This window comes from Peterkaempfera griseoplana (assembly GCF_001418575.1).
In the GTDB taxonomy this organism is placed as follows: Bacteria; Actinomycetota; Actinomycetes; order Streptomycetales; family Streptomycetaceae; genus Peterkaempfera; species Peterkaempfera griseoplana.
In genome coordinates this window covers 1-13,326 of sequence record NZ_LIQR01000092.1, presented here as the reverse complement: position 1 = coordinate 13,326, position 13,326 = coordinate 1, and the positions used below count along the sequence as shown (strand labels likewise).

Sequence of the window (13,326 nt, the reverse complement as noted above, 5' to 3'; positions counted from 1 at the left end):
CTCACGTCCCTAGGAACAGCCCGATGGACGCCATGCCCCACCCCGGGGGACGGCCACCAGGCCCCGTCGGCCACCGGTCCGCCCCGCCACCACCACCCGCCGCCCCCTCGCTCGACCGGCTCCGCCGCACCACCCACCGCCTCGACCGACGGCTGATCGTCAGCAACGCGGTCTGCTACGGCGCGGTGGTGCTGCTGGCCGGCGCCGCCCCCGGCCTGCTCGCCACCGAGGTCATCGGCCGGATCAACCTCGGCCTGCTGCTCTGCGGAGCCCTCGGCGTCCTGGCGTTCCTCACGGCCGCCCGCTACGACAGGCGCTCCGCCCGCGACTGCGACACCGTCGCGGACCGCATCCGCGACTTCCACGAGGCGGAGCCCCCCGCGCCCCCGCAGCCGCTCCCCACCAGGTCCTACCGGCGGGGCAGCCGGTGACCCCCGTCCTCCAGGCCGCCGGCGGGGGAGGCTCCCTCTTCGGCGAGGGCACCCAGACCTCGGTGCTCATCGCCTTCCTGGTCTTCGTCGGCGCGGCCCTGCTGCTCTGCGTCTTCGCCGGACCCGACCGGGACGAGGTCGCCGACTTCTACACCGCCAACCGCAGCCTGACGCCGCTGCAGAACGGCCTCGCCCTCTCCGGCGACTACATCTCCGCCGCCACCATGCTGGGCACCACCGGCATCGTCGCCCTCTCCGGCTTCGACGGCATCATGCTGGACGTCAGCACCGCCCTCGCCCTCGGAACCCTGCTGGTGCTCGCCCGCCCCCTGCGCAACGCCGGCCGCTACACCCTCGGCGACATCTTCGCGCTGCGCGCCCCCGGAAGCGCCCCCAGGATCGCCGCCGCCGTCGTCACCCTCGCGGTCTCGCTGCCCTTCCTGGTGGTCCAGCTCGCCGGCGCCGGCGCCGCCACCGCCATGCTGCTCGGCCTCACCAGCGACGGAGCCCAGCAGACCTGCATCGCCCTGATCGGCACCCTGATGGTCTTCTACACCGTCCTCGGCGGGATGAGGGGCACCAGCCTGATGCAGATCGTCAAGGTCGTCCTCACCATCGGCACCTTCGCCACGATGACCGTCTACATCCTGTCCCGGTTCCACTGGAGCCCGGACGCGCTGCTCACCGCCGCCGCCCACGGCAGCGGACACCCGGACAGCTATCTGCGCTCCACCTCGCAACTCGGCGTCACCGCCAACGGCCCGCTGAACATCATCGGACTGCACGCCACCGTGGTGCTCGGCGCGGCCTGCATGCCGCACATGATCATGCGCGTCAACGCCGCCCCCGACGGCGCCACCGCCCGCCGCTCCACCCGCTACGCCCTCGGCATGGTCGGCGTCTACAGCGTGGCACTGGCCGTCCTCGGCATCGGCGCCGCGGCGCTGGTGGGCGCCAAGGTGATCTCCGCGGTCAACCCCAACGGCCAGGCGGCGCTGCTGCTGCTCGCGGGAAGCCTCGCCGGAGGCCCCTCCACCACCGCGGGCAGCGCCCTGTTCACCGCCGTCGCCTGCACGGTCTTCGTCACCGTCCTTGCCGTGGTCGCCGGCATCACCCTCGCCGCGGCCGCCGCACTGGCCCACGACGTGCACGCCCACGCCGTCCGCCGCGGCCGCCTCACCCAGGTCCGCGAGGTCCGGGCCGTCCGCTGGGCGGTGCTCCTCTTCGGAGTCGTCGGCATCCTGGTCTCGGTCGCAGCCCAGGGCTACAACGTGCAGTTCCTCTCCATGCTGGCGGTCACGGTGGCGGCCTCGGCGGTACTGCCGGCGCTGGTTCACAGCCTCTTCTGGCGCGGCTACAACGGCACCGGGCTGCTCTGGTCGGTGTACGGAGGCGCGGCGCTCGCGATCGGCCTGCAACTGGTCTCGCCCACCGTCTCCGGAGGGCCCGGCACGCTCTTCCCGGACATGGACTTCGCCTGGTCCCCGCTGCAGAGCGCAGGACTGGTCTCCGTCCCGGCAGGGTTCCTGCTCGGCTGGGCCGGCAGCCGTTACGGCCGCCGCCGGGCGGCCGCCGCCGGCCCGGTGGCCGGTGGCCCGGAGGTCGACCACGACGAGGTGGAGCTGAAGGTGCTCACCGGCGTCGGCAGCGACTGACCCCACACCTGGTGGGCACGGGCGTCGTGGCCCGGACGCCGGGGCCTCAGGCCCTGGGGGAGGAACCGTCCTCGCCCAGGGCCGCCCACCAGGTCGCCGTCATCTCGTCCAGCAGCAGCTCCCGGTCCGGAAGCCAACACTTCTGCACCACGGTGTCCATGGCCACCTGGTGGAACTGCAGCAGCAGCAACCGCAGCCGTACCCGGGCCCGCGACGGGTCCTCGCAACGGTTCAGATAGCCGGAGAGCAACTCCACCAGCCGCTCCACCGAGGCCATCCGGCGCTGTACGACCGAACCCTCCACCGCCGTCGCCTCATTGAGCGCCGCCAGCAGCCGCGCATGCGCCTCGTACCAGTGCAGCGAGTCGTCCAGCCAGCGGCGCAGCCCCGCCCTGGAGCGCACGGCCCGCGGCAGCGTGGTGTAGAGGCCGCGGTCCGACGGCGTCACCAGATCCAGCAGCTCCGCAGCGGCCTCCGCCTTGGAACGGAAGTGCAGATAGAAGGTGGCCCTGCTGGTCCCGGCGCGCCGCACGATCTCGTCCACGGTCGCCGCCGCGTAGTCCGTCTCCTCCAGCACCTCGCGCACCGCGGTCAGCAGGCGCTTCCGCGTCAGCTCGCGGTACTCGCTGCGCAGGGAGCCGGCCCGCCCGGAGGCTCGTGGCGAGGATTCCGCCGCGGCTGATGGAGTCATCCCCTCACCCTATCCCGGCCCCGACGCGGTCCGCGGACGCACCGGCAGCGGGCCGCAACCCGAGGAGACCGGCGCTACGGTGGGGACGGACCGCCCGGTACGGCCGACGGCGGCCCAGCCCGCCCGCAGCGCCCCCGGACCGGAGGACCAGCAGCCATGCCCGGAGCAGCCGCAGCGCCCGTGATCACATGCGGCGAGCCCGGTTCGTTCAGCCGCAGCGTCTTCACCGAACGCCATCCGCAACTCGTCAGCCGGCTGCACCAGGCCCTGCCCTACGGCCCCGACCAGCACCGGGCCCTGGACATGCTGCTGGACGAGAGCCTCCACGGCGTGATCCAGCCCCTCGGCGAAGCCGCGCACGACCGGGACCAGTGGCATGTCTGGGGACGGGACCACTACGGGACGCCCTGGCTGGAGGCACCCTTCCTGTGGGCCGAGAGTTACTTCTACCGCCGACTCCTCGAAGCCGTCGGCTACTTCGCGCCGGGCCCCTGGCAGGGCGTCGACCCGTTCCGTCCCATGAAGACGGCGGAGCTGCACACCCCGGAGACCGCCGGGGAGCTCTCCGCGCTCGACAGCCTCGCCACCCGGCCCGCCGACGACCAGGCCCAGGCGCTGCTCCAGGGCTCACTCTGGGGCAACCGCGCCGACCTCGGCTTCCGGATGACCGCAGCGGCGTCCGGCGACACCCCCGCCTCCCCCCTGGTCGCGGACGACAGCGGACTGCTCTGGTCCCTGCTCCCCGCCGGCGGTGACGCCGAACTCTGCCTGGTCGCGGACAACGCCGGACGGGAGCTCCTCGCGGACCTCGCCCTGACCGACCACCTGCTCCGCCACCGCCACGCCCGGCGGGTCGTCCTCCAGGTGAAGCCCCACCCCTACTACGTCTCCGACGCCACCACCGCCGACGTCGTCGACTGCCTGCGCCACGTGGTGCAGTCCCCGGGGGCGGCCGCCGAGACCGGCAGGCGTCTCTGGACGGCCATGGGCGACGGCCGGCTCACCGTACGGACGCACCCGTTCCACTGCGCACCGCTGCCGTACCGCGACATGCCCGACGACCTCCGGCGGGAGTTCGGCCGCGCCACCCTCACCGTGCTCAAGGGCGACCTCAACTACCGGCGGCTCGTCGGCGACCGGATGTGGCCGCCGACCACCCCCTTCGCCGACCGCACCGGCTGGTTCCCCGGCCCGGTGGCCGCACTGCGCACCCTGAAGTCGGACGTGGTGGTCGGCCTGGCCCCGGGCGCCGAGGCCGCACTGAGCAGCGCGCACGGCCCGCGCTGGCGGACCGAGGGCACCCATGCCCTGATCCAGGCCCGCCGCTGACCAGGCCCTGAACCGGGCGCCGCAGGGCAGGGCCGTCTGCCGTGCGGCCCGGACCGGCCTGTCCGGGCGGTTCCAGGACGGCGCGGCGTCTCCGGCGCAGCAGCGAGCGTGCGACCGCGGCGCATCGCTGCCGTGTCCGACTGTTCGTCAAAAGCTCACCGTCAAAGGTCTACCCGCATAGACCGGCAGGCTCCATCATGGACACACCAACCCCGCACCGCACAACCACCGGAGGCCTCATCCGGCTCTCCGGCGTGCGCGCGCCCATGAGGAGACTCTCTTGAGCAAGAGGCCCCTGCGACCCACAACCCTGGTCGCCGCCATCCTCTCAGCGATCACCTTCACCACCGCGGGCACAGCCGCTGCCGCAGCCCCCGCACATCCCGGCGCAGCGCACGTCCCCTCGGCGGTCAGCCGCATCGAGGACCAGACAGCCCGCGCCGTCGCTGCCGCGCTCACCGACCCGGCCCTGCGTGCCCGGATACGCTCGGCCGCCCTCTCCTCGCACGAGGTGGACCTGCAGGCCCTGACCGGACGTGTCACCACCGCTGCGGGCAGAGCGCTCCACTCCCGGCTGGGAGGCGCCGACCGGAGCATCGCAGCCGCCAAGGGCCTGGACTCGAAGGTCGGCTCCCTGCTGCGTCTGCGGCTCGGAGCCGACTCCATGCGCACGGCGCTGACCGCGGACGCGGAGCCGCTGGTGGCGTCCGCGAGCGCCGGCGACGACAGCGCGACGCTGACCGCCTACGACAGCCGTGGTCGCACCCATACGCTGGACACGCACAGCATCCCCAGCCGGCCCGTCTATGTGGTGGACATCGACGGGTCCCGGGCCGTCGCGGCCGGCATGGCCGTCCTCCACAGGGCGTTCGCGGAGCGCGGCCTCTCCACTCCCGCAGCCACCGCTCTCGACACCGCCGGCTGGTGGGCCACCAAGGTCGACGCCGTCGAGGTGTACGACGACCAGGAGCCCTGGTTCAAGGGCGACGCCGAGATGTTCTCGCTGGTGACGGGCTTCGGCCTGGACGGCAAGGCCCGCGTCGACTCCGTCGACATGCCCTACCTCAACAACGACAACACGGTGTACTACCCGAACCAGATCCTGGTGAACTGGTCCAACTACAAGTACAACCTCGCCGACGTCGTGATGATGGAGGACGACGGCGACACCAACTACCTGTCCCTCGCCCAGGCCCTCACCACGGCACTGCTCACCATCGCCGACCAGGGCACCTACATCCCCCTGGTGAACGCGGTGCTGAACGCCATGCCCGCCTCCTGGTGGACCGACGACCCGGACTATGTGGAGTCCTGGTACACCCTCGCCCAGGGCAGCACCGGCCGCCTCAACGGCGCCTCGGGCAACGGCTGGATGACGGTCGAGCCGTACTTCGTGCAGCAGTTCTGACGGTCCGTCGCTTCACGAACCGCGTCGGCCCTGCCTGCCGGGCCGCTCGACGCGGAAGCGCCGCCGGGGTGTCGACCCCGGCGGCGCGGAACTCACCGCTACCGCCCCCTGGCAGCGGAGCGGAGCTGCCGCCGGGAGCTGACACCGAGCTTGCTGAACACATTGCCCAGATGCCACTCCACCGTGCGCGGGCTGATGAACAGCTGGGCGGCGATCTCGCTGTTGGTGTGCCCGTCCGCAGCCAGCCCGGCGATCTGGGCCTCCTGACCGGTGAGCTCGGTGTCGGCGCCGACCGTCCTCCTGCGTACGGTCTCCCCGGTCGCCGCGAGTTCCCTGCGGGCGCGCTCGGCGAAGCCGTCCGCTCCGAACCGGCTGAACGACTCGTGTGCGGCGCGCAGTTGGGTGCGGCTCTCCTGGCGGCGGTCGCGGCGGCGGAGCCACTCGCCGTACAGCAGACGGGTACGGGCCAGCTGGACGGCGATCCGGCAGCGTCCGAGGTGGTCGATCGCCTCCCGGTAGAGCGCGTCGGCAGCCCGGTCGTCGCTCAGCAGCGCGCAGGAGCGGGCCTGGACGCCCAGGGCCCAGTCGGTTCCGCTCGCGCGGGTGCGTTCGGTGAGCTGGTCCAGTGCCGCCGCGGCGACCTGCGGCCTCCCGCTGCGAGCGGCCGCCTCGGTCAGTTCCGCCAGTGCCCACCCGAAGAAACCCAGGTCCTCGTACTCGCACGCGCGCGTCGCGGCCGCCAGCGCGGCCTCGGGGTGGCCGAGGCCGTTGTGGAGCAGGGCGGCCGCGTACTCGGCGAGGCTGAGGACGCGCCCCTCGCCCCGGGTGCGCACCTCCTCGGCGGTGGTCCCGATGAGGTGCAGCGCCTCGGCCTCCCGGCCCCGCCAGGCGGCGAGCAGCAGTGAGGTGTACATCATGGAGACGCCGCCCGCCGCCTGCGAGATCTGGGTGGCCTCGTCGATCTGGGCCGCCGCGGTGTCGAACTCGCCGGCATGGACGTACGCGCACGCCTGGTAGCTCAGCGCCATGGGGAGGACGGCGAGCGCTCCCGCGTCGCGGGCCATGGCGACGGCGCCGGTCGCCAGCTCGTACCACGCCTCGTCGTCCCACAGGTCCGGTGCGAGAGGCTCGGGTGTCACCCGGAACGCCAGCCACAGCCAGCGCATCTCGGCGTCCCCCGTGACGGGGCGCTGCGCCTGCCGGACGGCGTCCAGTGCCCGCCGGAGAGCGTCGACGCCGGCCGCATAGCCGTCGATGACCCGGGTGGCGATGCTGTCCAGCAGGACGTCGACCATCCGTGGCGGCGCCGGGGGCGGAGGTCCGGCGCGGGCGGCCTCGGCCACCTCCCGCAGCCCGGGTCCGTCCCCCAGACGGCCCGCGAAGATCGCCGCGCCGACCGCTTCCAGCAGGGTCTCTCGGGCCAGCTCGGCGTCCAGGGGTGCCAGCCGCTGTGCGGCGTCGAGCAGGAGCCGGGGCGCGCCGCCGCCCCGTACCTGGGAGAAGACCAGCCGGGCCCGCAGCCGCTCGAGTCCGGCGCGCTGGAGCTCGTCCAGCGGACCGGCCTCCGCGGCCGCGAGCAGGGTCCCGGCCTGGTCGGCCCCGCCTGCGTCGATGTGCGCCTGGGCGGCGGCGAGGGTGCGGGTGGTGCGGTACGAGGGGTCGGGTGTCAGTTCCGCGGCCCGGCGCAGGAACGCGGCTGCCGCAGCTGCTCCTCCCCGGGCCCGGGCCCGGCCGGCTGAGCGCTCCAGCTCGACGGCGACGCTCTCGTCGGGCCGGGTCGCGGCGTTGGCGCGGTGCCACGCCCTGCGGTCCGGATCGCGGTGGGGGTCGGTGGCCTCGGCCAGCGCCCGGTGCGCTGCCCGGCGTTCCGGCGCGGACGCCCTGTGATAGACGGCGGAGCGGACCAGCGGATGGTGGAACCGCACGGTGCTGCCGAACTCCACGAGCCCCGAGGCCTCGGCCGGTCCGTCGGCGCCTTCCGGTATCCCCTGCCGTCCGGCCGCGCGCCACAGCAGGGACGCGTCCGCGGTCGGCTCGGCGGCGGCGGTCAGCACAAGGCGCCTGGTGTCGAGGGGAAGCGACCGGTACTGCTGGTGGAAGGCGTTCTCCAGGCGGCTCGCCAGAGGGCTCCCGCCGGGGAGCCGGAAGCCGCCCGCCAGCTCGGCGGGGACAAGCGGAAGCTGCCGCAGAGCCATCGGATTGCCGTGGGCCTCGGCCACGATCCGGTCCCTCACCAGGGGGTCGAGCGGCGCGCGGACGGTCGAGGCCAGCAGGGCCCGGGCATCGGCCTCCCTGAGTCCTGCGATGTGGAGTTCCGGCAGACCGGCCAGTTCGGGATCGTCCTCCGGCTCCCGCAGGGCGAAGATCACAGCCACCGGCTCGGCGGTCAACCGCCTGGCGACGAACGCCAGCGCCTGCCGGGACCCGGTGTCCAGCCACTGCGCGTCATCGACCAGGCACACCAGCGGCTGGGCCTCGGACGCACCGGCCAGCAGCCCGAGGGCGGCCAGGCCCACCAGGAACCGGTTGGGTGCCTCGCCCTCCAGGAGTCCGAACGCGACGGACAGTGCACGGCGTTGCGGTTCCGGCAGTTCGCAGAGCCGGCCCAGCATGGGTGCGAGGAGCTGGTGCAGACCGGCGTAGGGGAGTTCCATCTCCGACTCGACGCCCGCGATGCCGACTCTGCGGAACCCCGCGGCCCGGCCTGCCGTCCAGTCGAGCAACGCCGTCTTGCCCATCCCCGCCTCACCGCGGAGGACGAGGACCGCGCTGCTGCCCGCACGCGCCGTGGCCAGCAGCCGCTCCAGCGCGGCCAGCTCCTGGCCGCGCCCCAGCAGTCCGACCCGAGTGTCGATGGCGGGCACGCCCATGGTCGATCTCCTGACCCGCTGATCGGTGCGTCTCCGCAGGCCCCGCGGCCGATCGCAGCGACCGGTCGGCTGGTTCGTGCTCCCTTCGACACCAGCGAGGCCGTCACAGCCACGGTAGTGCGTTTCGGGCATCCGGTGCCTGCGGGCCCGTGCCGGGGCCCCGCCGCACCCCGGGGGCGTCACCCCCCGGGGTCCCACCCGGGGCCGCGGTCCCCGGGGTTTTCCCTGGGCCGAAGCGCATCCGCCGCGGGCGAGGGTGGACGAGCCGGTGACACGAGGTCGCCGGTGAACAACCAAGGAGACCCCTATGTCTGCCACCCCCGGAACGCCCGCGATCCGGCCGTTCACCTTCGAGTTCCCCGAGGCGGAGCTGGAGGACCTCCGGGCGCGGATCAAGGCCGCACGCTGGCCGGAGAAGGAGACCGTCACCGACCAGTCGCAGGGCGTGCAGCTGGAGACGATCAAGGAACTCGCGCGCTACTGGGCGGAGGAGTACGACTGGCGCAAGGTCGAGGCGAAGCTCAAGGCGCTGCCGAACTTCGTCACCGAGATCGACGGCCTGGACATCCACTTCATCCACGTCCGCTCCAGGCACCAGGACGCCCTGCCGGTGATCGTCACCCATGGCTGGCCGGGCTCGGTCGTCGAGCAGCTGAAGATCATCGACCCGCTGGTCAACCCCACCGCCCACGGCGGCAGCGCCTCCGACGCCTTCCACGTGGTCATCCCGTCGATGCCCGGCTACGGCTTCTCCGGCAAGCCGACCGCCAAGGGCTGGAGCCCCGAGCGCATCGCCCGGGCCTGGGGCGAGCTGATGAAGCGCCTCGGCTACACCCGGTACGTCGCCCAGGGCGGCGACTGGGGCGCGATCGTCACCGACCTGATGGGCGCGCAGGAGCCCGAGGGTCTGGTCGGCATCCACACCAACATGCCCAAGGTGATCCCCGCCGACATCGACGCCGCCCTCGCCGTGGGCAACCCGCTGCCCGAGGGCCTGGTCCTGTCCGACGAGGAGAAGGCGGCGGTCGAGCAGCTGGACTTCGTCTACCGCCACGTCTACTACGCCTACATGATGGGCTCGCGTCCGCAGACCCTGACCGGGCTGGTGGACTCCCCGGTCGGCCTGGCGGCGTTCCTGCTGGACCACGACGCGGCCAGCCTCGCCATGATCTCCCGGGCCTTCGACGGCGCCGCCGAGGGCCTGACCCGCGACGACGTCCTGGACAACATCACGCTGTTCTGGCTGACCCGCACCGCGGTCTCCTCCGCGCGCCTGTACGCGGAGAACACCACGTCCTTCTTCGGCATCAACGACGTGAAGCTGCCGGTCGCCGTGAGCGTCTTCCCGGACGAGCTCTACCAGGCCCCCAGGAGCTGGGCCGAGGCGGCCTACCCCAACCTCGTCCACTACAACCGGCTCTCCAAGGGCGGCCACTTCGCCGCCTGGGAGCAGCCTGAGCTGCTGGTGAACGAGGTCCGCGCGGGCTTCCGCTCGCTTCGCTAGCCGACTGGTCCGGGCCCCCGGACAGCCCCCGGCGCGGTGCGGGGCGGCACGGCGCGGTGCGGGGCCGGCCGAGCAACTCGGATGAGAGCTGCTCGGCCGGCCCGCGCCGCCGCACCACCGCTCTCGCGGAGTGCCCCGCGCGGCGACCGGCACCACCACGCCTCCGTCCACCGCCGGGACTGCGGCCTGACACCGCCCGGCGCCGGAACGGCCGCCCCCTGGACCGGAACGCGCGGCGGGGTGGGCGACCAACATCGTCGAGCCGAGCCGAGCCGAGCCGAGCCGTCCCGTCACCCAGGTCGATGTCCCGAGGGCTCTCCAGGCTGGCGGGAGGCCGGCCATCCTTCGTCCACCGTCATGCGGAAGTGGCCCTTCGTCACGGGGCACCGTCCATGGCGGCATCCACGGCGCCTCACGGAGGTGGCGGCACGTCACCAATCACAGGATTGAGCAAGTTCCCATATCCGCTCCCGTCAATGAAATCGCCCGATCCAAGCTTCCCCACCTCGACGCCTACGACTGGGGAATGTGCCGACAACCGGACTACGGGCAGCGACACGCGCGTGTCGTCGGCGGTCCGTCGTGCTGCATCGGCACGCCGGCAGGACCTACCGTCGGACCCGATACCGGTGGGACACCCGCAGCGCGACCCAGCACGGTCACCACGAGTTCTCCAAGTCCTGTCGAAGATCAGGGCTGAGTTCACCCTCCGACTGCTTCCGCGGAGCAACAGGTCGCGGTCAGGACAGAAACTGCACTGCCAACCGGAGGCGGGGCACCAAAGCGCGCCAAGCAGTGCCAGACCTTCTTGAGCGCCTGCGAGTCGTAATGGTCTGTGCGGGCGGCCCTGCCGATCGCCCAGGGGTCCAGACATCCGTTAACCGCGATCTTGGCGCCCAGGTCGACGTATTCCTGCCCCCGGTAGTCAGGGTGTTGCCGCAGGTGCTCCACGGTCAGCCGGAAGCCTGGATGCCACTCGATCGGGCACGGAAGCCGGCGGGCCGCCTCCTCCACGTCCGTGCCACGGTAGCTGGGGTCCAAGACCAATGCCTCAACATCCCGGTCGAACCTGACGGATCCGTGGATTTGAGCCTCAATGTGTCCGTCCAGGGCGTCCAGCCTGTCAGCCTCGGCCATGCCAATAAGGGCGAAACGGGACACCACGGCGAAGGCTGAGGGTTCCGCCGAGCTGTCTGGATAGCAGAACGTCGCGCGTTCGAGGGTGTCAGTGGTGAGCCGGAAATAGGAAGAGCCGAATCGAGGTGCCCCGCCGACCGGCAAGTTCCGATAGTTGAGTGCCCCGTAGACCGGGCGCTCGTGAGCTGCGGCGTGATCGTACGCGCCGCCGAAGATGCGGCTCTCCCAGCGCCACCGATCTCCGCCCGGGTACGCCGTCAGGCCACCGTTGCTGGTGCCGGTCACAAACTGTGAGTAGTAGACGCCGTCCTCCGCCATCCGAAGAAGAAGCAGTCGATTGCTGACCATGCGGTCGGGGTGAAAGTTCATGGTGAGCTTCAGCCCAGGGGCGAGAGGGGCTCCGGACGAGCGAGCTGTCACGTGCCGCAAGGCTGAGTGGTGAGGTGACCAGGGAGTGCCAGCAACCATCCACGCAGTGTGCACGAACGTCAACGCTCGCCACACGCGAATTTTTCGGCTCGTGTCTCCTCTCTCGTAGTCCCAAAAAGTCCGAGCTGCCGCCTCTGCCTTCTTGGCTGCAGCGATGACGTCGTCTCGGCCGCTTGGCTGCGCCCGGACGAGGCTGCCCGGCACGCCGCGGGCGAGGAATATGTGCCAGACCGACTTCAAGCACGGGGCTGTCCATGCGAAGCGCTGACAGCGAGACCCGCCTGCGGGACCACTTCACGCGGGAGAAGCTGAAGCCTGGGGGCGGAGTGCTCTCCGGGGTAGTCGTCCGCCGGGCGTGGGGCAAGGCGCGGGAAGCCGTGCTCATGTCCGAGGAGTGTGCGTCACCACTCGGGCGGCGCGTCTACGACTGCCCGCACAGCTGCCTGACGGGAGGGCTCAACGCGGGAGTACCGCCGGCGAGGTGGGGAGTGGGGCGGGGAACAGTGTGCAGGTTCTGCCGGCCACCTGCACCCGTGAGGTCTCCGGCCAGGCCGCGACGTCCAGAGGCGCATCGAGAGCCTGGTGGACGTCCGCAGCTACTACCCGGCCGGATGACCGCGACCGGAGAACTTGCCGCGTATTCTCCATAGCCACCCGCAACCTCTCGCCGTCAGCCGGACACCGCCGGCCCCGGCTCAGGCCGTGACACGGTGGGTGTCGGGTGGCCCAGGCTGCCCGGCGCTGCGGATGCCGCCCCGCCTGAGCTGCAAGAACGCCCTGGAACCGATTCCTGGTCCGGGGCGTCTGAAGTGGTGAGCAGAGGTGCCCCCGGCAGGACTCGAACCTGCGACCAAGTGCTTAGAAGGCACCTGCTCTATCCGCTGAGCTACGGGGGCCGGACAGGCCCGGACGGGGCTGCCGTGAGCGGCGCGGGTGCGGCGCGCGGAAGCGACGGTTGGCCTCGAGCACGGCGCGGGGTGCGCGTGGCCAGCCGTTGTCCTGTCGGGGACAGGATAAGGGTGTCCGGGTTTTCTCCCTGTGTTCCACCGTTGCGCCGTCGCGGCGGCGCTGGTGGAGCGGTCCGATAATCGCAGGTGGCGCCGAAGAGCGCAGCGGTATTGCCCGGCGTCCGGCGGGACGTTGTCCACTCGTTACGGCCCTGCCGCCTCACCCGTTATGGACCCGGTGGGTATCGGGAGGAGGTGTCCTTTTCGTCCGACCGGATGATCTGCCCAGGTGGGGTGGGGTCGCCCGGGTGGAGGATTCAGGGTGGTGCGCAAATTGTCATGAACGCAGCTGAATCGTCAAGCGGCTGATTCTCGATGTCTTCGACGGGGTGAATCCGGTTTTCCACATGCCGGGGTTGTCCACACGATTGCGGTGGCGGCTGGCGGGGGTGTCCGCGGCGGGGCAGTCTCGCAGCAACGCAACCAACCGCGGGGGAGTACCTGTGAACGAGACCCTGGTGACCATCGTCGGCAACGCGGCGACCGACGTACGCTACTCCACCACCTCGGCGGGTGTGCCGCTGGCCAGCTTCCGGCTGGCGTCCACCGAACGCCGCTACGACCGCCAGCAGGGCGCCTGGATGGACGGCGAGACCAGCTTTGTGACCGTGTGGGCCTGGCGGTGGATGGCCGAGAACGTGGTGAGTTCGGTGAGCAAGGGTGATCCGCTGGTGGTGACCGGCCGGCTGCGGGTGCGGGACCGGGAGGTCGACGGCAAGCGGAGCATCACTGTTGATGTGGATGCCTGGGCGCTCGGCCATGATCTGGCGCGGGGCACCTCGGCCTTCCGGCGGGCCGTGCGGGCGCGGCCGGAGCTGGTGGAGCAGCAGCCGGTTTGGGGGCGTGGGGAGCCGCAGGTGGCGGT

At 71.9% G+C, this 13,326-nt stretch carries 9 protein-coding genes and 1 tRNA gene; 6 read left to right on the top strand and 4 right to left on the bottom strand.

Annotation, left to right across the window (positions count from 1 at the left end):
* Nucleotides 1-431, top strand: a 431-nt coding sequence (locus AOK09_RS07580) for a DUF485 domain-containing protein (protein ID WP_217698396.1), incomplete at its 5' end; no start/stop codon positions are given.
* Nucleotides 428-2,086 (top strand): sodium/solute symporter, encoded by a 1,659-nt coding sequence (locus tag AOK09_RS07575; RefSeq protein ID WP_063795874.1) that lies wholly within the window; start codon nt 428-430, stop codon nt 2,084-2,086. The genes AOK09_RS07580 and AOK09_RS07575, both read left to right, overlap by 4 nt.
* A 46-nt stretch (nt 2,087-2,132) precedes the next feature.
* Here AOK09_RS07575 and AOK09_RS07570 read toward each other — a convergent pair whose 3' ends face one another.
* Nucleotides 2,133-2,777 (bottom strand): TetR/AcrR family transcriptional regulator, encoded by a 645-nt coding sequence (locus AOK09_RS07570; protein WP_055586345.1) that lies wholly within the window; start codon nt 2,775-2,777, stop codon nt 2,133-2,135.
* Between the two features lie 156 nt (nt 2,778-2,933).
* On the opposite strand from AOK09_RS07570, the gene AOK09_RS07565 reads away from it, so the two are divergent.
* Nucleotides 2,934-4,106 carry a damage-control phosphatase ARMT1 family protein gene (locus AOK09_RS07565; protein WP_055586344.1) on the top strand — a complete coding sequence of 391 codons (1,173 nt, stop codon included), beginning with the start codon at nt 2,934-2,936 and terminating at the stop codon, nt 4,104-4,106.
* Nucleotides 4,107-4,386: 280 nt separating this feature from the next.
* Nucleotides 4,387-5,514 carry a DUF3103 family protein gene (locus AOK09_RS07560; RefSeq protein ID WP_055586343.1) on the top strand — a complete coding sequence of 376 codons (1,128 nt, stop codon included), beginning with the start codon at nt 4,387-4,389 and terminating at the stop codon, nt 5,512-5,514.
* A 98-nt stretch (nt 5,515-5,612) separates the two neighbouring features.
* Here the strand turns inward: AOK09_RS07560 and AOK09_RS07555 are convergent, their stop codons facing one another.
* Nucleotides 5,613-8,384, bottom strand: a complete 2,772-nt coding sequence (locus tag AOK09_RS07555) for an ATP-binding protein (RefSeq protein WP_055586342.1) — start codon at nt 8,382-8,384, stop codon at nt 5,613-5,615.
* Between the two features lie 307 nt (nt 8,385-8,691).
* Between AOK09_RS07555 and AOK09_RS07550 the strand changes: the two genes are divergently transcribed.
* Nucleotides 8,692-9,888: an epoxide hydrolase family protein gene (locus tag AOK09_RS07550; RefSeq protein ID WP_055586341.1), complete on the top strand. Its 1,197-nt coding sequence runs from the start codon at nt 8,692-8,694 to the stop codon at nt 9,886-9,888.
* Between the two features lie 702 nt (nt 9,889-10,590).
* On the opposite strand, the gene AOK09_RS07545 is transcribed toward AOK09_RS07550, so the two are convergent.
* Nucleotides 10,591-11,394 (bottom strand): DUF3626 domain-containing protein, encoded by an 804-nt coding sequence (locus AOK09_RS07545; protein ID WP_245687164.1) that lies wholly within the window; start codon nt 11,392-11,394, stop codon nt 10,591-10,593.
* 883 nt (nt 11,395-12,277) lie between these two features.
* A tRNA-Arg gene (locus AOK09_RS07540) sits at nt 12,278-12,350 on the bottom strand.
* Between the two features lie 554 nt (nt 12,351-12,904).
* On the opposite strand from AOK09_RS07540, the gene AOK09_RS07535 reads away from it, so the two are divergent.
* Nucleotides 12,905-13,326, top strand: a 422-nt coding sequence (locus tag AOK09_RS07535) for a single-stranded DNA-binding protein (RefSeq protein ID WP_055586340.1), incomplete at its 3' end; no start/stop codon positions are given.